Genomic DNA, 17,114 nt, shown 5'->3' on the forward strand with positions numbered 1-17,114 from the left:
TTATCCGCCAGAATGATTTATTTATTTGTTTTTTAGACTGTAATAAAAATAGTTACGGTCTAGATTATTATGATGAAAAACATTCAAATTGGCAGTTTTGGGCTAGCTTTAGTTTTATGCTTGACAAGTTGTACTCAAAATAATTCTCAAGCGGAATCAACTGCTGCCTCACCACCTACTCAATCAACAATATCTACCAATGTTTTAAACCCAAACCCGATTCGTATTACTATTGATAGTCTTCCTGAACCCTTTGCCACTCAATCAGCTAGTAATAGTCCTAATGTCATTCCAGTCCCAGAAAATCCGACCTTAAATGTACCAGCAGGATTTCAAGTTAATGTGTTTGCAGAAGGGTTAGAACAACCACGTTGGCTGAGTTTGACTCCTGATGGAGATGTACTAGTAGCCGAATCCAGAAGTGGACGCATTCGCTTATTACAAGACCGCAATGGAGACGGAATTGCAGAGACAAATCAGGTTTTTGCCACTAGTGAAAATGGCTTAGACCAACCTTTTGGCATGACTTTTGTGGGTAACAATTTTTATGTAGCAAATACAGGAGAAGTGCTACGGTTTGATTATCAATCTGGTCAAACAAGTTTACAAGGAACTGGTCAAGCTATTACTCAATTAACTCCAGGTGGTTATAATCAACATTGGACGCGCAACATCATTGCTTCTCCAGACGAACAGCAGCTTTATGTTTCGGTAGGTTCAGCTAGTAACGCTTCTCCAGAGGAATTACCCCGTGCTTCAATTCAACAAATGAATCTGGATGGTTCGGAACGACAAACCTATGCTTATGGACTGCGGAATCCTGTCGGTTTAGACTTTCATCCCGTTACCAATGAACTTTATACTACCGTTAATGAACGAGATTTACTAGGAGATGATTTAGTTCCCGACTATTTAACCAAAGTAGAACCAGGCGGTTTTTATGGTTGGCCCTATGCTTACCTAACTCCTAATTTACTCGATCCACGTTTGATGGAAGGAAATCAAAGTCAACAACCCGAACTTGCCGCCAAAACTTTGACTCCAGATGTTCTGTTTCAAGCACATTCGGCTGCTTTAGGACTTCAATTTTATGACGGTAAACAGTTCCCTCAACGATATCATAATGGTGCATTTGTCGCTTTTCGTGGTTCGTGGAATCGTAATCAAGGTACAGGATACAAAGTCGTATTTGTTCCTTTTGACGAAAATAATCGTCCAATGGGCTATTATGAAGATTTTTTAACGGGTTTTTTAGTTGATCCTCAAGGACCCGATACTTTTGCTCGTCCTGTGGGGTTATTAGTTTTACCCGATGGTTCTTTACTTCTGACCGAAGATGGTAACAATCGGATTTATCGAATTAGTTATGCAAATTGACTTTGAATTAGTGGTATCAAATGAGGTAACACTAAAGCTAAAGACAATAATAATCCGCTCCAGAAATGCAAATTAACGGCTAAGAATTTACAATTACTTACTTTGTCAGGGCGATTGTGGTATTGATTAACATGATTCATTAATTGATAAGCTAACGGAAAACTAATAAAAATTAATCCACTCCCCCAAGGTAAGTAATTTAGTGCGATAAAGATTACAGTCAGAATAAAAATACTAGCTGTCAACCAGTTGAGAACTTGTGAACCTTTTAAAGTTCCTAAGCGAACTATTGGAGATTTCTTGCCTGCTGCTAAATCATCTTCTACTTGATGAAAATGAGAGCAAAATAAAATAATCGAAGTACTAATTCCTATTAAGATTGAAGAAGCTAAACACTGGCTAGAAAAATTTTGATTCTGAGAATAATAGGCAGCACTAACTGCACCGGGACCAAAAGTAAAAAAACAAATAAATTCTCCTAAACCTAGATAACCTAAGCGAAAAGGCGGCCCTTGATAGGTATAACCTAAGGCACAACAAAGCAAAATTATTCCTAGTACCGTTCCATCTTGTTGCCACCAAGTAATTGCAAAGATACCAAAAATTCCTAAACTCAAGCACAAATTAGCAATCCAAAAAACTAAGGATTTATTACCTGTTAGATTAACTACGGAATGGGCTTTATTAATATCAATACCTGTTTCGGCATCAAACACATCATTACTCAAATTTAACCAAGCAATAATTAAAATGGCTGCACTCAAAAAAGTAAAGAATATTTGTGGTTCAAAATTGCCAGTTTGATTGTAAGCTGCTGCTGTTCCTACCATAATAGGAATAACTGCCACACTATACATCGGTGGTTTGATAGCAGCTAACCAAAGTTTGCGATTTTCTACGGGAATTAGTTTAGTAGTCATCGAAATTAAGATTTTGCCTTGATTGCTGAAAAATAGCGGTATTGGCTTTGATTACAACTGAAGGTTTATGTTTTACCCTATCAGGTCTGTACCCCGATGTTTCTCTTCTTTTCATGAAAATTCACGATAGCACAATCAAGCCAGTACTTAGGTATTAAAGCAAAACCGTATTTTTTTACACAATCTTCAAGAAATCTGATAGGCTGGCAATGATGTCGAGAATTTGGGGGTATCAAAGAGTATGCAGAACTAACTTGTATTGTTATTAGGAAGATTAGGAGTAATGACTTATAATCAATTATATAAATTGATGGATTTTTTTGATTAGTTAACAACTAATAACAAAGCAATTTTAAAACTTTTTAGATACCGCTATAGTTCTCCTCTATAATGACACAATCTAGAATCTCCATGCCCGTTGTTTCTGAACTCGATCTAATTTTTCAGGATCATTTAAAATTAGATAACTTTTGGGATCAACAGCAATTAGTAAGTGAACCGAACGAACCAAAAAAAATAATTAGTTTTGTGCAAAGGATTCCTACAATCGATCCTTTAGCTTTTTTGCAAAATTTTAATCATTCTAATTCTCTACATTTTTATTGGGAAAATCCCCGTAAACAAGAAGCAGTTATTGCTTGTGGAGTAACTCAAAAATTATTAATTGATTCACGCGATCGCTTTAAAATAGCTCAAAATTTTATTCAAAAATGTTTAAAGAAAACTGTTAGAAAAGGTGAGACTAGTATTACTGGGGCTGGGCCACATTTGTTCTGTACTTTTACCTTTTTTCCTGATGCAGATAAAAGTTATTCTCCTTTTCCTGCTGCTACAGTTTTTTTACCCCGTTTACAACTAATTAAAAAAAACAAGTCTTGCCTATTAATTGTCAATGTACCAGTTAATTATGCTGACAATTCTAAGTTGATTGTTGAAGAAATTAAACAAAAAATTAATTCGATTGATTGGTCACTTCAGCAAAAATTAAATTCAGAAATTAACGAATGCTTTGCTAGCAACTACAATTCAATTTCTGAAGATTCTGAATATTTTAAATCAGTAGTGACTTCAGCTTTAAATTCTATCGCAATCGATGAATTCAGTAAAATAGTGCTTGCTTATGCTACTGATGTAGTTTCTCCTGTACCTTTTCGTTTGATTAAATCTTTGGATAATCTTCGTCAACGCCATCCTGATTGTTATATTTTTTCTACTAGTAATGGTCGAGACAACAACTTTATTGGAGCTAGTCCTGAACGTTTAGTTAGTATTCAAAATAAACAGTTAGTTACAGATGCTTTAGCTGGTTCTGCTCCTCGGGGGAAAACTACCGCCGAAGATGTCCAATTAGCTAATTTGTTACTGAAAAATAGAAAAGAAAAACGAGAACATCAAGCAGTTAGTGATTTTTTAATTGAACGTTTGCGTCAATTGGATTTAAAACCCCAACAACTTCCTTTACAACTACTGCAACTATCTAATATTCAACATTTATGGACACCCATTTATGCTCATTTATCTCATGATCTTGATCCTTTAGAAATTGTCGCTCAACTACATCCAACTCCTGCGGTTGCTGGTGTTTCTACAGAAATTGCCTGTGAACAAATTCGCCGTTATGAAAAATTTGACCGTTCTTTGTATGCTGCTCCTTTAGGATGGGTTGATTATCAGGGTAATAGTGAGTTTATTGTTGGGATTCGTTCAGCTTTAATTGAAGGAAATCGCGCTCGACTATATGCAGGAGCAGGAATTGTTTCTGGTTCTAATCCTGAAAAAGAATTTGCAGAAATTCAATTAAAACTGCAATCTTTATTAAAAGCCTTAGTTTAGTAATTGAAGGGTAATTTTTTGAGATACTGAAACTACTTAATTTTGATTGTTGGTTGAACAATCAGCTTTCAATTTGCTAACACCAATGATTGATTTTCGCAATTTAAATAGCCTGTGGGCATCAATTATAGTTGAAACTTTCAATTGTATGGGATTAACCACAGCAGTAGTATGTCCGGGTTCTCGTTCAACTCCTTTAACGTTAGCTTTTGCCCAACATCAAAAAATCGATACCATTCCAATTTTAGACGAACGCTCTGCAGCTTTCTTTGCTTTAGGTAAAGCTAAACAACTACAATCGCCTGTGGTTTTAGTCTGTACCTCGGGAACGGCAGGAGCAAATTTTTATCCTGCTGCGATCGAAGCGAAGGAAAGTCATGTACCTTTAATTATTCTAACAGCCGATCGCCCGCCAGAATTACGTCATTGTCATGCAGGACAAACTATCGATCAAATTAAATTGTATGGTAACTATCCTAATTGGCAAACTGAATTAGCTCTACCAGAAGCAGAGTTAACTATGCTGCGTTATCTGCGACAAAATATTATTCATGCTTGGGAATGTTCTGTATTTCCCTATCCTGGAGTAGTTCATCTTAATATTCCGTTTCGTGAACCTTTAGCTCCAACTATTGAACCAAAAATTGTTGCTTTAGAATCAAGTTTTTCTGCTACAGATTTTTTTACTAATGTAGGTAATTATCAGCAATTTTTTGATAACAATTCTTCTATTTGCCTACCTCTACAACAATGGCAAAATTCTCAACAAGGAATTATTATTGCTGGTTTAGCTCAACCTAAAAATCCAGAACAATATTGTCAAGCGATCGCGAATTTATCACAGTTTCTTCAGTTTCCTGTTTTGGCGGAAGCTTTATCGCCGTTAAGAAATTATGCTGCTATTAATCCTACTTTGATTACTAGCTACGATCTCATTTTACGTAATGAGCAATTGGCAGCACAATTAGAACCTGAAATAGTGATTCAATTAGGTGAGCTTCCTATTAGTAAACAGTTACGAAATTGGCTAGAAAAAATTACTGCTCAACGTTGGATTATTGCCGATGGAGAAGCTAATTTCGATCCTATTCACGGAAAAACTATTCATTTACGAGTTGGTCTTGAAGCATTAACTAATACTATTACTAGTCATAATAATACTCAAGGAAGCTCAGTTTATCAGGAAAAGTGGTGTAATTTAGAACAACAAGCTAGGCAAATTTTTCAGCAGAGATTTGAATCTATCCAAGACTTTTATGAAGGTAAAGTTGCCTGGTTAATTTCCCAATCTTTACCACATCAAACACCAATATTTATTGCTAATAGTATGTCGGTACGTAATGCCGAATTTTATTGGCAAGCTAATAATAATTATATTAGACCTTATTTTAATCGAGGAGCAAATGGAATTGATGGTACATTGTCTACTGCTTTAGGAATTGCTCATCGTCATCAAAGTACTGTATTAATAACAGGAGACTTAGCTTTATTGCACGATACCAATGGTTTTTTAATCAGTAATAAATTTCAAGGACATCTGACAATTATTTTGATCAATAATAATGGCGGTGGGATTTTTGAAATGTTACCTATTGCTCAATTTGAACCACCTTTTGAAGAATATTTTGCCACTCCTCAAACAGTTGATTTTGCTCAACTATGCCAGACTTACGGAGTAGAATATAAATTAATTAATACTTGGCAACAACTGCAAAATTTATTAAATCCTTTACCAAAACAAGGTATTAGAGTCTTAGAAATCTATAGCGATCGCAAAGCAGATGCTTGGTGGTTACAAACTAATTTAAATCAATTAGCACAAAAATTTCAATAATAATTTAACTATGAAATATCACGTTATTTATGATGGTAATTGCCATCTTTGTGTAACTTTTACTCAATTATTAGAACAATTTGATCGGGGTAAAATTTTTGATTATATTCCCATGCAAAATGAAGCTACTCTGAAACAATTTGAAATTACAACTGATGATTGTCAAATGGGAATGATTTTAATTGATGCTGAACAACCCGAAAAAAAATGGCAAGGTAGTAATGCTGCAGAAGAAATTGTCAGAATTCTACCGATGGGTGAAGTTTTTATTAATATTTATCGTAATCTTCCTGGAATAAAATTTATAGGCGACCGCGCTTACGAACAAATTCGAGATAATCGTTATAATTGGTTTGGCAAAAGAAATTCTACCTATTCTTCAGCTTATCGGTTTGGTTGTCACAGAGAAGATAATTGTGAAATAAATTAAAGCTCAATAAGTTAATTTTTAATTCTTAAACACTGTAATAAATTCATTTATTTGCCTTTTTAATTCTTGTTCTCGTTTATCAAATTCATTAACCATATGAATAGCAGCAGCAGCTTGATTAGCAAGACAAGCTAAAAATTCGACATCTTCATCATCATAAACAGAAGGCATGAATAAATTATCTGCGTATAATACTCCAATAATGCGATCATTAGTTTTTAGAGGTACACAAATAGAAGCATGAACTGAAGAACTAACAATAGATTTAGAATTTTTAAAACGTTCATCTGTCATTGCATTAGCTGTCAAAATAGTATCACCTGTTTCGCGAGCTAAATTAGTTATTTTTGAACTATAAAATTGTCCGCTATTATCTAATCCATAGGCTAGTTTTACTGCTTTAAGTTCTAGTTCTTTAGTTTTTTCATTGACTAATAAAATTACCGCCCGGTCTACATCCATTACCTTAAATAAAAAATCCAAAACCTTATTGAGAATTTGTTCTGGTTTTTCAGGAGAGCAAAGTTGTTTACTAATTTCTAATAATATCTTAAGTTTTTCTAAAATTCTCTGTTCACTCTTTTTACTAGCAATTTTAATTAAAGAATAATGGCTCGATTGAGTTTTATTTAAAGCTTCAAATATTTGAAGATTTTGCTGAGAATTAATTTGTTTAACAATAATTGGTTGCTGCTGATTTTCAACTAGATTAACTTGAGGTTTATAAATAGAGTCATAGGTTAAAGTTACATTTCCAAAGCTTATTAAATCACCTTCTTGTAGTATCACTTGACTGATTTCTACCTCATTGACAAAAGTGTGATTTTTGCTGTTTAAGTCTTGAATAATAGTTTGATTAGGTTTAACTTCAATAATGGCATGATGACGAGAGACACTACTATCAGAAAAAACGATATCGTTATCCAATAATCGCCCAATTTTGTTAATGCCAAACTTCAATTTATAAACTTTTTCCCTGGTATTTTGATCACGGAAAATTAAATAAGGCACCTTAAGTAATGAAAATTATTCTTAACAATTTATATTAATTTAAAAGCTTTTTAATTTTAATAGTAGAAGCTAGAAATAATTTTATCGTAAAATTTTATCAAAAATACAGTTTTTAAGCATTTAGACATACTACTTGAAACTTGATTAATCGCTCAAATTAATTTAATAAATAAATAAAACTATAGCGACTCTCAGATTAATGAGGTACAGTTCATTTCCCTGGTTTTTGTTGATAGTTGATAGTTGAGACCTACGGTAGTGCGCTTCGCTTATGTTAATGGTTATTAGTAAAGTAAAAAGTAAAAAACTGGTGACTGATAACTGATAACTGGTCACTGATAGTGGTGTACCTCACCAAGAGCGAGAAAGGCTATATTAAGATTAAAAAGTAATCAATTTAAAATACCCGATCGCTCCAATCTAGCTGCACCAGTTTGCATCATTTGAATCTCTTCAGCAGACCAATTTCGAGGATTTTGACAATGATGAGCAATTAAAAGTCCCCACAGTTGCTGTTGAGAAAGCACTGGTGCAACCAAATTAGCTCGAACTTGTAACTTTCTTAAAAAATCTCGGTGACAATCAGCAATATTTGCAGTTTCAATATCCGCGATCGCTTTAATTCTGCCAGCTTGATACATACTAGCATAGTCGCCATTAAAACATTCATCAGGACCAGTTGAGCCTAAGATTGATAATTGAGGAGAACTAATAACTTCAAACGTAACTTGTCCTTGCCATTGACGATAAAAATAATAAACTAAAATGCGGTCTACTTCTAAATAAACTTTTAATTGATTAGTTACTTGTTGTACTAGAGAATCTCTAGTAAGATTATGGGACAAACGTTGTAAAACTTGTTGTAAACCAAGATCGGACATAATTTTTTAAGAGATTAAATTAACAAACATTACAATTTTTATTAGCTTAATTATTAAATGATTTATCTAAAGTTAATGGCTCAGAAAGCAAATTAATTCTTTTCAAGTAAAACAATACCAATTTTTTGATTGATTGCTTGCCAATATTTTTTACTAAAACAACGCATCAATAATTCTAGTAAAGCTGCTAAAAAAACTCCTCGCTTTAATCGACGCGATTCTTGCCACATCGAGTAAAATTGAGCGATTTTCCAACCACGTTCAGAGAAAAAATCTAGTCCATTGTTTGGTGCAAATTGCAATTTATTTGAAAAATATTGCTGAAAAAGCTTTTGTGTTTGAGAAGGTTTAATTAGCTTTATTTCAGACGCTGCTATCAGTTCAAACAACCACCAACGAAAGTGAGATTGACTTCTAAGTTCTTCACTTAAAAGATTAACTTGTTCCTCTGATAAATAAGAAAGTAATCCCTCAGTAATCACAAGTACTTGATTAGTTTTTGAATTAATTTTAGTAAATAAATTGTTTCTCAACTCAGAGTTAGTCAAATCCAACTCAATCCTTTCTAAAGAACATAGAGGTTGCTGTTGTTGTAACTTCTGGGATTTGTATGAGATAATTTCTGGAAGATCAACTTCAACCCAACAAAGCGATCGCGGTAAAGCTAAACGATAAGGACGAGTATCCAATCCTGCGCCTAAATTAACCACTGTATCAATTTCGGTTGAATTCAAAAGCTGTTCGATGATACGGTCAAAAGTATAGGTACGAACTGCAATAATATTTGCTGCTTGCTTTTGATTACCAAAAACTTCTGCCAGCAGTTTACCCTGTCCTCCAGCTAGCATACTGGCAAAAGGGTCTTGAAACAAAGCATCAGGACGCGCAGATTCCATCGCTCGATACATTGCTACTAAATAAGCAGTCTCGGATAAGCTATTCATATATTCATAGTAGTTTTTTTTCTTACTGCGTAGGAAGTTTTATAGATATATACCAATCCTGGTGTAAGCGGTTAGCTATTGCGAGTGTTAAGTATTGATGGGTTTGAATGTTTGGAAAAGTGTTAATCTTTTTCAATAACAGAATTGCTGAATTAAAGTCAAGATCAAGCGATGATCTCGCTCATTTGTCAATTCAATTAATTTGAACATCGCGCAGATTCTATACGGTATCTGTTTTTATATAGGGTCATAAATTGAGTGCTAAATACTTATCATTTGAGACTGCTACCGCTCAATGATCTAACTAATCTCTTTGTTGATAGTTTTCCCAATTTATAAAAAATATCTTTGTAATAACTACTAACTAATTTGCTACTAAATAGGTGTAACTATTAAGACTACTTTCATAGTTTTGTAATAATCTTTGGGCTTCTTCTAAAGTAATTTTACGTTCTTGCAAAGCCACTTCTGTACGACGGCGCATAGTTTCGATCAAATCTTCTGGGTCATATTGTACATAACCCAAAACTTCTTTAATCGTATCGCCTTTTACTACATATTCGATTTGATAACCTTTGGGAGTCATCTGAATATGAACCACGTTGGTATCACCGAATAAGTTGTGCAAATTCCCCATGATTTCTTGATAAGCACCAACTAAAAACATCCCTAGATAATAAGGTGCTGGGGACTTTTGCTTACTTAAATCACCGTTATTTTGGTTGTCAACAAACTGAAGAGGATGCAACTCTAAAATGTCTTTAACATCTCGTAAATCAATAAATTGATCGATTTTACCATCGCTATCGCAAGTAAGATCGGCCAAGATACCTCTAGCTGTTGGTTTCTCTTCAAGACGATGAATAGGCATAATTGGAAATAATTGATCAATCGCCCAAGAATCTGGAACTGACTGAAAGATTGAGAGGTTGATATAATAAATTGATGCCATCATCTTCTCTAAATCTTCCAAATCGTCAGGTACATATCCCTGTTGAGGAATGATTTGAACAATTTTGCGACAACAAGCCCAATATAATTCTTCGGCTCTAGCTCTTTGTGCTAGGGTAAAATAACCCAAATTAAATAAACTAATCGCCTCTTCTTTAAACTGAATCGCATCGTGGTAGGTTTCTTGATAATTTTGAGCATCAATAAAGTGATAAGTTTCCCAAAGATTACGTAAAACTAAGTGTTCCTCCTCTTGTACTGGTGAAGGTGGTGTAGTTGGGACATCACTAGTTCCTAAGACATCAAAAACCAAAACTGATTGATGAGAAGCGATCGCTCTACCACTTTCACTGACAATAGTTGGTACGGTAACATTACCTTGGGCGCAAGCGTCTTTGATTTGTGCCACGATATCATTGGCATAATTCTGCATATTGTAATTTTTGGAAGCATGGAAGTTGGTTTTTGAACCATCGTAATCAACTGCTAAACCACCTCCCACGTCCAAATACTGCATATTTGCGCCCATTTTAACCAATTGAACATAAATTTGGCTGGCTTCGCGGATTGCATCTTTGACGACGCTGATTGAAGAAATTTGAGAACCAACATGAAAATGCAATAGTTGTAAGGAATCAAGTAAATCTGCTGCTTGCAGTTGTTCGACTACTTCAACAATTTGCGGAATAGTTAAACCAAATTTTGCTCTCTCTCCAGTCGAATTTCCCCATCTTCCTGAACCTTTCGTTAATAATTTAGCTCTTACTCCTAAAATCGGCTTAATCTCTAACTGACGACTAACTGCGATCGCTAGATACAATTCTTCGATTTGTTCGATTACAATAATTGGTTTTTGTCCCAATTTTCTGGCGAGTAAGGCGGTTTCAATGTATTCTCGGTCTTTATAACCATTACAAATTAACAAAGGCTCAAAATTATCTTTGGTTGGATGGTAACCAGCTTCCAACGCTGCCAAAGCAATCATTAATTCTGGTTTAGAACCAGCTTCCAACCCAAACTGATAAGGTTTCCCAAACTGAACAATTGCCTCAACTAAATGACGATGTTGATTACATTTAATTGGAAAAACTCCTTGATATTTCCCTGGATAATTATATCTCGCGATCGCTCTATTCATCGAAGCGTGTAATCTTTCCAAGCGATCGCCCAAAATATCTGAAAAACGAATTAATAAAGGCAACCCTAAATTTCTCTTTTTAAGGGATTCAACTAATTCATAAAGATCTAAAGAAAATCCTCGGGAATTACCTTGAGGAGATACCGTTACATGACCGGCAGCATTGATTGAAAAATAAGGCTCACCCCAACCTTGAATACCATAAAGATTTTCACTATCTTCAATCGTCCAAGAGCTTGAAGTAGCGTGTTTGTCTGAAGAAGATTGTTGCTGATTTTGTTCAAATTCAAGTTTACTTTTGACCATTGCAGCTTGCGGATCTGTGTAAAAGTAATAGAGCAGATATTATAGCGTTTCTTGAATAACTGAAAGTTAAGGTAATACTTTCTTCGGAATCAAAAATTATTAAAGCAAACTTAAAAAATACCACCTAACTAATAGGTGTTGTTAGAATCGCCCCATTCCAATTAGTTTGATGAGTATAATTTGCAACAATCTAAACTGTTAAATTGAGTATTCCTCAGAATAACAACTAGGTTAATTGAGGATGAGCAAATTCTCAAAATACTTATAGTTAATGATTACAACTTGCTTAAATGAAGTTGATTTGAATTACTAAATTATAGGAGTAACAATGAAGCGATCGTCCAAAATTTCATCTTCAAACCAGAAAATTGCTCAATGGTTAAATCAATATTCGTTATTAATCTTAGGTTTTACCTGTGTTTCAATTGTTACTACGTCGATAATTGGTTTGGGCAATCAATGTTATTCAGGAATTGATTCATCCAGAAACATGGTTAATAATTCTTCAATTAGAAATATTTCGTCGCCACAAACTCCTTTTATTTGGCTTTATGGAGCGATTATTCTTAGTTTGAGCGCAACGCCTTGGTTATTAACTCATTTTCTTAAACAAATAGCAGTCTCTTCAAGCAAAAAAGCTCAACGACTCAATACTATTTTATCTACTCCTCAAACAGCACTCAAACCAGCACTAACAATTCAAAAATCTAATTTAGTTTCAACCAAATCAAATCTCTCCTATCGCATTGCCACCCGTAAAGCAACTGTAAAGCGTGAAACCTCCATGCTGCATCAATCAAAAAACCTTACCTTACCGTTCGATCATAAACTTCAAACCAAAAAGTAAATTGTCGTTCTTGTAAACTGAGAAGAAAATCACTCTTGACTTTTAGCCGAATATCGGTGTAAGACGAATTGATGTAAATTTTCTCGACCAGGAACTATGAAGATTATTGATTCTAAAGGAAGACTCTTTGGTAAAGTCAGCATTCTCGATCTTGGTGCTGCTTTTGTAATATTTTTAGTAATTGTCGGGATTTTCTTTTTTCCTGGTACTCCCCTCACCGAAGGCATTGTCGCTCAAACCAAAGCTAAACCAATTGAAGTAGATGTTTTGGTAAGAGGATTAAGTGTTGGAGACTTTCAAGGATTATTACAAGAATTTCAAGCCGAAAAAACAGCTAATATTGTTATTCGTAATCAACCTGCGGGTAAAGTAAACATTAAATCTAGTAAACCCTTACCTCGAACTACTGCTGTACCCCAACCAGACGGTACTGTTAAAGCTTTACCCGATCCTCGTCCCGAAATTACCATGATTCAAGATTTGATTCTTACCCTAGAAGGAAAAGCACAAATTACCGATAATGGAGCAGTGTTGGATAACACTAAAAAAGTTAAAGTAGGGATTCCAATTCAGTTGGAAGGTAAAAATTACGATTTTAACGCTAGTGTGATTGCTGTTCGCGTTCAAGAATAATGAACTAGGTGTGTTTCTATTCTTTAATTGTGATTAAAAAGAAACGCACCAAATATGTTTTAGGGAATTTACAGTTAAATTAAAGTATTTTTTGGCTAAAAAAGTTCAATTAAAATCTCTAGCTTTTTCCTATTTTTTATCTCGGCTCGATTAAAAGTTTTATTCCTGCTATAACTAAGTTAAGTTTTTCCGTCGTTAGATTACCTATTTTTTGCTGAAGAGCGCTTTTGTTGACTGTAAGTATTTGCGAAATATTTACTACACTTGCTTTCGATAAATTTGCTTCTCCCTGTGCTAAAAAAACATTACCTGGCGAATTAGCACGTTTAAGATTAGACGTTATCATACAGACGGCAACGGTAGCAATTTTAGACTGGTTAAAAATATTATTCTGCACTACAACACAAGGTCTACAATATCCTGGTTCGGAAGCTTTAGGTTTTCCTAAATCAACCCAATAAATTTCACCTTGTTCGATTACCATTGTTCGATTACATTTTCAGCTACATAAGTCATTCCAGCTTGAATTAGGTTCGATTCTTCTAAAGTAAGTGTTTCATCATCGTAAACTTCATTAATTTGAGCTAGAATCTGCTCGTTTTCTCGACGGCGAACGTATTCAGTTAAAGCTTCTGTGACAACAGCACTACGACTAGTTCTCATTTCTCGGGCAATTTTATTAGTTTTTTCTAATAATTCTTGAGGTAGACTGACTGCTGTTTTAGCTGTGGGAGAATTCATCTTTATTTTAAGAATACTAAAAGTTATACTTTAAGTATAACTATTTTGTAGAAGTAATGCTTAAGCACAATAGCATCTTGTACTTGTTGCAACAGTTTTTTAGAATACTATGTTGGTAAATACCATCGTTCTAGAAATCTTCTTAAAATCATGTCCTCAATAGAAACTAAATCCTTCTCCCAAGCTATTCCCATCGAAAAAATTCGCTACAACGAACAAGGATTAGTACCTGCGATCGCCCAAGATTATCTAGACGGTACAGTATTAATGATGGCATGGATGAATGCAGAATCTCTTCAAAAAACCTTAGAGACTGGAGAAACTTGGTATTGGAGTCGTTCTCGTCACGAATTGTGGCATAAAGGTGCAACTTCAGAACATATTCAAAAAGTTAAATCGATTCGTTACGATTGCGACAGCGATGCTTTATTAATTAGTATTGAACAAGTTGGCGATATTGCTTGTCATACAGGTGAACGCAGTTGTTTTCATCAGGTAGACACTACCAAATCTGCACCACCAGCAGATACTTTATCAGAAGTATTTAGAGTTATTTGCGATCGCAGAGATCACCCTCTTGAAGAGTCTTACACTTGTAAATTATTGGCAGGAGGAGATAATAAAATCCTCAAAAAAATTGGGGAAGAAGCAGCAGAAGTGGTTATGGCTTGTAAAGATCATGACAGTAATGCGATCGCTTCTGAAGTAGCTGATCTTTTTTACCATACTTTAGTTGCTCTTGCTGCTCATCAAGTTGATCTACGCGATGTTTATCGTCAATTACAACAAAGAAGACGTTAATTGATTGAGAGTTTATTGGAAAAAAACAGGACTGCCGAATTTGAAACTAATCTAGAAACCTAAAACTACCGAAGAATGGATTATAGAATACAAAGCCGAATCTGTTGCTAAGAAGATGTTTTTGATGACTCGTCTTCAGTCAAGTTAAATAAAGCTCTTAATTCTCGTAGAATATATCTTTGTCCTTGGGTTAGATTTGAACTGTAGTCACGTTCTGCTTGACGATGTTTTACTTCTTCAGCAAACTGCTTTGTAACCCTTATAACGATATATACTCTCTTGTGTTTAGGTATTTGACTTAATGTTTGTCTAAGTTCTGCTCGTTCTTCTTCATTCCTTTCTTGATAACCGTAAGTTTGTCTTGGTGCGCGTTCCCTAGGTGAGCCAAGCTCACCGGGGTCGCACCGCTTTTTTTCCTGTAATCCCTAGCTTTTGACAAAAATAACTGATATTTTGTTGAGTCAGATTTTCTTCCCATACTTCAGCTATCCATTTTTGAGTTTTATCGCTGTGTTCTCGAACAAATTTTCTAAATTTTTCTTCATCTGTAATTTTGGTTTTTCTTGCTTTCTTAACTGATGCGATCGCGAAGAAAAGAGTTTTGATCTTAAGCCAAGCTCGAAATGGTAAAGTACACGACAAACGCGCTCATGACGAAGATGATCTTGCTGGAAGTGTCCCTGAAGAAATTCCGATTGAGGTTGATTTGGGATTTCAAGGTTTACAAAAACAGTATGACAATATTCGTCTACCTCATCGAAAGCCCAAGGGTGGAGAACTAAACGAGAGTCAAAAGGAAGAAAATCGCATTTTAAGTAGTTCTCGCGTTGTTTGTGAAAATGCCTTTGCAGGTGTCAAGCGTTACAATGCCGTGAGTCAAGTTTATCGTAATAGAATCGTTGATTTCGACGACCGCTTGATGCTTACCTGTGCAGGATTGTGGAATTTTTATTTGATGGCTGCTTAACACAAATGCACAATTTTGAGATTTCTTTGAAACAATTAAGGCTCCATCCGATTTGACAGAATTACCCAATGGTTGTACAATCGCTCGGCTTTACAGTTTAGATACGTATTTAAAGAGTTGATGAAGAGATAAATTTACTCGCTTGATTAGAATAAGTTAAAGGATAAGTGAGCGGATTTTGAGCGAATATTAAATGTGGGGAAGCAGTATAGGTCGGTAAAAGTCAGACGGAAAGCCTAATCTAAGAAATGGGCAAAGTCGGACTCGAACCGACATGTATTGCTACGCCACATTTTGAGTGTGGTGCGTCTACCAATTTCGCCATTCGCCCTGGAATTTAGCTTTATAATTATAAGTTATTTTGCTTCTTTTTTACAAGTCTTGCTGGAAAATAAATTTGAACAATTGGCAAGACATTCCTTCTCAAATAAAGTAACAATGCCAAAAAAGCTTTCTGCCCTCTGCTATAAAACAAACAACTTTGTATCTGATTAATTCAAGTCAATTCAAGAACTGCTTTAACAATTATCCACTGCGAAAAAAGTTGTATAGATTTCCTTTCCTACGCGATTGATTGAACTTTGCATTTGATCTAAAAATTCGTGTAAACCAGTTTGAATGACATCCTCTATAGTTAGATAACCTAATTGAGAGCATAATTTTCCCAGAGATCTTTCTGCGCCATTACACCAAGTTCCTGTTGGAGTGCTAGTAATTTCATGCAGACATTGTTCAGCTTGCCAAAGACAGAAGTAAATAGAACGAGGAAATTGACGATTTAAAATTAAAAATTCGGCTACACAAGTAGGAGTTATTCTATGCTGACATTTGCGGTACATCTCGTAAGCACTAGCAGACTTGAGTAGAGAGATCCATTGAATTTGATCTAAAGGCGTACCTACCCATTCGGCTGAAGGTAATAAAACAAAGTATTTGACATCGAGAATGCGAGTAGTTTTATCTGCTCTTTCTAACAGTCTACCCATCTGTCCAAAATGCCATCCCTCATTGTGAGTCATAGTAGCATCCATTACTCCTGCAAAGCGATGACTAGCCATTTTTACTTGATTGAAAAAATATGGTAAAGCATCAAAAGGTTTTCCTGGTGAGGCTTCTTTTACCATTAAATAAAAAGAGTTAACCTCTTCCCACATCTCTGACGAAATAATTTCACGAATAGAACGGGCATTTTCTCTAGCTTTTTGTAAGCAAGAAATAATTGAATTGGGGTAATTTTCTTCAAAAGTTAGGAATTGTATCACATTTTTAGCATTTGCTTCACCATATCGTGCTTTAAATAGTTCTACATCTCCTGTAATTGAAACCAGAGGCTGCCATTGCTGGGTCATTCCTGGAGGCAGATCTAACATTAAATTGAGATTGACATCGACAAAACGAGCAACATTTTCTGCTCGTTCAATATAACGATTTAACCAGTAAATTGAATCAGCTACTCTACTTAACATTTGTTATTTATTAATTGTTGATTGTTGATAGAGC

At 34.9% G+C, this 17,114-nt stretch carries 16 protein-coding genes and 1 tRNA gene; 8 read left to right on the forward strand and 9 right to left on the reverse strand.

What is annotated here, in order from left to right:
- The first annotated feature begins 69 nt into the window (after positions 1–69).
- Positions 70–1,377: a PQQ-dependent sugar dehydrogenase gene (locus tag STA7437_RS11575; protein WP_015193570.1), complete on the forward strand. Its 1,308-nt coding sequence runs from the start codon at positions 70–72 to the stop codon at positions 1,375–1,377.
- Here STA7437_RS11575 and menA read toward each other — a convergent pair.
- A complete protein-coding gene (gene menA, locus STA7437_RS11580) occupies positions 1,365–2,297 on the reverse strand; it encodes a 2-carboxy-1,4-naphthoquinone phytyltransferase (RefSeq protein ID WP_015193571.1) in 933 nt (310 codons plus the stop codon). The two genes, STA7437_RS11575 and menA, sit on opposite strands and share 13 nt — an antisense overlap.
- Positions 2,298–2,687: 390 nt before the next feature.
- Here menA and STA7437_RS11585 point away from each other — a divergent pair, with 390 nt between their 5' ends.
- The 3 genes from STA7437_RS11585 to STA7437_RS11595 all read left to right on the forward strand — a co-directional run bounded on the left by STA7437_RS11585 (position 2,688) and on the right by STA7437_RS11595 (position 6,394).
- Positions 2,688–4,130 (forward strand): isochorismate synthase, encoded by a 1,443-nt coding sequence (locus STA7437_RS11585; RefSeq protein WP_015193572.1) that lies wholly within the window; start codon positions 2,688–2,690, stop codon positions 4,128–4,130.
- Between the two features lie 85 nt (positions 4,131–4,215).
- Positions 4,216–5,964 carry a 2-succinyl-5-enolpyruvyl-6-hydroxy-3-cyclohexene-1-carboxylic-acid synthase gene (menD, locus tag STA7437_RS11590; RefSeq protein ID WP_015193573.1) on the forward strand — a complete coding sequence of 583 codons (1,749 nt, stop codon included), beginning with the start codon at positions 4,216–4,218 and terminating at the stop codon, positions 5,962–5,964.
- A gap of 10 nt (positions 5,965–5,974) precedes the next feature.
- Complete coding sequence (locus STA7437_RS11595; protein WP_015193574.1) at positions 5,975–6,394, forward strand: thiol-disulfide oxidoreductase DCC family protein; 420 nt, start codon at positions 5,975–5,977, stop codon at positions 6,392–6,394.
- Positions 6,395–6,412: 18 nt separating this feature from the next.
- On the opposite strand, the gene STA7437_RS11600 is transcribed toward STA7437_RS11595, so the two are convergent.
- The 4 genes from STA7437_RS11600 to speA form a co-directional block, all read right to left on the reverse strand.
- Complete coding sequence (locus tag STA7437_RS11600) at positions 6,413–7,405, reverse strand: FHA domain-containing protein (protein WP_015193575.1); 993 nt, start codon at positions 7,403–7,405, stop codon at positions 6,413–6,415.
- Positions 7,406–7,797: 392 nt separating this feature from the next.
- Positions 7,798–8,286: a GAF domain-containing protein gene (locus STA7437_RS11605; protein ID WP_015193576.1), complete on the reverse strand. Its 489-nt coding sequence runs from the start codon at positions 8,284–8,286 to the stop codon at positions 7,798–7,800.
- A 92-nt stretch (positions 8,287–8,378) separates the two neighbouring features.
- Complete coding sequence (locus tag STA7437_RS11610) at positions 8,379–9,230, reverse strand: class I SAM-dependent methyltransferase (protein ID WP_015193577.1); 852 nt, start codon at positions 9,228–9,230, stop codon at positions 8,379–8,381.
- Between the two features lie 364 nt (positions 9,231–9,594).
- Positions 9,595–11,625, reverse strand: coding sequence for a biosynthetic arginine decarboxylase (gene speA / locus STA7437_RS11615; protein WP_015193578.1), 2,031 nt, complete (start codon positions 11,623–11,625; stop codon positions 9,595–9,597).
- A 328-nt stretch (positions 11,626–11,953) separates the two neighbouring features.
- Here speA and STA7437_RS11620 point away from each other — a divergent pair, with 328 nt between their 5' ends.
- A complete protein-coding gene (locus STA7437_RS11620) occupies positions 11,954–12,472 on the forward strand; it encodes a hypothetical protein (protein WP_015193579.1) in 519 nt (172 codons plus the stop codon).
- Between the two features lie 96 nt (positions 12,473–12,568).
- The gene (locus STA7437_RS11625; RefSeq protein WP_015193580.1) at positions 12,569–13,105 is read left to right on the forward strand and encodes a DUF4330 domain-containing protein; all 537 of its coding nucleotides are present in this window, start codon (positions 12,569–12,571) and stop codon (positions 13,103–13,105) included.
- A gap of 136 nt (positions 13,106–13,241) precedes the next feature.
- Here STA7437_RS11625 and STA7437_RS11630 read toward each other — a convergent pair whose 3' ends face one another.
- Both STA7437_RS11630 and STA7437_RS11635 read right to left on the reverse strand, forming a co-directional pair.
- Positions 13,242–13,589, reverse strand: coding sequence for a type II toxin-antitoxin system PemK/MazF family toxin (locus STA7437_RS11630; RefSeq protein ID WP_015193581.1), 348 nt, complete (start codon positions 13,587–13,589; stop codon positions 13,242–13,244).
- Complete coding sequence (locus STA7437_RS11635) at positions 13,583–13,846, reverse strand: CopG family ribbon-helix-helix protein (RefSeq protein WP_015193582.1); 264 nt, start codon at positions 13,844–13,846, stop codon at positions 13,583–13,585. The genes STA7437_RS11630 and STA7437_RS11635 overlap by 7 nt, the downstream gene beginning before the upstream one ends.
- 150 nt (positions 13,847–13,996) lie before the next feature.
- On the opposite strand from STA7437_RS11635, the gene hisIE reads away from it, so the two are divergent.
- Both hisIE and STA7437_RS11650 read left to right on the forward strand, forming a co-directional pair.
- The gene (gene hisIE, locus STA7437_RS11640; protein ID WP_015193583.1) at positions 13,997–14,647 is read left to right on the forward strand and encodes a bifunctional phosphoribosyl-AMP cyclohydrolase/phosphoribosyl-ATP diphosphatase HisIE; all 651 of its coding nucleotides are present in this window, start codon (positions 13,997–13,999) and stop codon (positions 14,645–14,647) included.
- Between the two features lie 553 nt (positions 14,648–15,200).
- The gene (locus tag STA7437_RS11650) at positions 15,201–15,614 is read left to right on the forward strand and encodes a transposase family protein (protein WP_015193584.1); all 414 of its coding nucleotides are present in this window, start codon (positions 15,201–15,203) and stop codon (positions 15,612–15,614) included.
- Between the two features lie 249 nt (positions 15,615–15,863).
- Here STA7437_RS11650 and STA7437_RS11655 read toward each other — a convergent pair.
- Positions 15,864–15,945, reverse strand: a tRNA-Leu gene (locus STA7437_RS11655).
- Positions 15,946–16,132: 187 nt separating this feature from the next.
- The gene (locus tag STA7437_RS11660) at positions 16,133–17,080 is read right to left on the reverse strand and encodes an alpha-E domain-containing protein (protein WP_015193585.1); all 948 of its coding nucleotides are present in this window, start codon (positions 17,078–17,080) and stop codon (positions 16,133–16,135) included.
- Positions 17,081–17,114: the final 34 nt, after the last annotated feature.

The organism is Stanieria cyanosphaera PCC 7437 (assembly GCF_000317575.1).
GTDB lineage: Bacteria > Cyanobacteriota > Cyanobacteriia > Cyanobacteriales > Xenococcaceae > Stanieria > Stanieria cyanosphaera.

What these genes read in the sequence shown, in the direction of transcription:
- STA7437_RS11635 (WP_015193582.1), bottom strand. Translation starts at nt 13,846, where the DNA reads ATGAATTCTCCCACAGCTAAAACAGCAGTCAGTCTACCTCAAGAATTA.
- STA7437_RS11660 (WP_015193585.1), bottom strand. Translation starts at nt 17,080, where the DNA reads ATGTTAAGTAGAGTAGCTGATTCAATTTACTGGTTAAATCGTTATATT.
- menD (WP_015193573.1), top strand. Translation starts at nt 4,216, where the DNA reads ATGATTGATTTTCGCAATTTAAATAGCCTGTGGGCATCAATTATAGTT.
- STA7437_RS11585 (WP_015193572.1), top strand. Translation starts at nt 2,688, where the DNA reads ATGACACAATCTAGAATCTCCATGCCCGTTGTTTCTGAACTCGATCTA.
- STA7437_RS11630 (WP_015193581.1), bottom strand. Translation starts at nt 13,589, where the DNA reads ATGGTAATCGAACAAGGTGAAATTTATTGGGTTGATTTAGGAAAACCT.
- STA7437_RS11620 (WP_015193579.1), top strand. Translation starts at nt 11,954, where the DNA reads ATGAAGCGATCGTCCAAAATTTCATCTTCAAACCAGAAAATTGCTCAA.
- STA7437_RS11625 (WP_015193580.1), top strand. Translation starts at nt 12,569, where the DNA reads ATGAAGATTATTGATTCTAAAGGAAGACTCTTTGGTAAAGTCAGCATT.
- STA7437_RS11595 (WP_015193574.1), top strand. Translation starts at nt 5,975, where the DNA reads ATGAAATATCACGTTATTTATGATGGTAATTGCCATCTTTGTGTAACT.
- STA7437_RS11605 (WP_015193576.1), bottom strand. Translation starts at nt 8,286, where the DNA reads ATGTCCGATCTTGGTTTACAACAAGTTTTACAACGTTTGTCCCATAAT.
- STA7437_RS11575 (WP_015193570.1), top strand. Translation starts at nt 70, where the DNA reads ATGATGAAAAACATTCAAATTGGCAGTTTTGGGCTAGCTTTAGTTTTA.
- speA (WP_015193578.1), bottom strand. Translation starts at nt 11,625, where the DNA reads ATGGTCAAAAGTAAACTTGAATTTGAACAAAATCAGCAACAATCTTCT.
- hisIE (WP_015193583.1), top strand. Translation starts at nt 13,997, where the DNA reads ATGTCCTCAATAGAAACTAAATCCTTCTCCCAAGCTATTCCCATCGAA.
- menA (WP_015193571.1), bottom strand. Translation starts at nt 2,297, where the DNA reads ATGACTACTAAACTAATTCCCGTAGAAAATCGCAAACTTTGGTTAGCT.
- STA7437_RS11610 (WP_015193577.1), bottom strand. Translation starts at nt 9,230, where the DNA reads ATGAATAGCTTATCCGAGACTGCTTATTTAGTAGCAATGTATCGAGCG.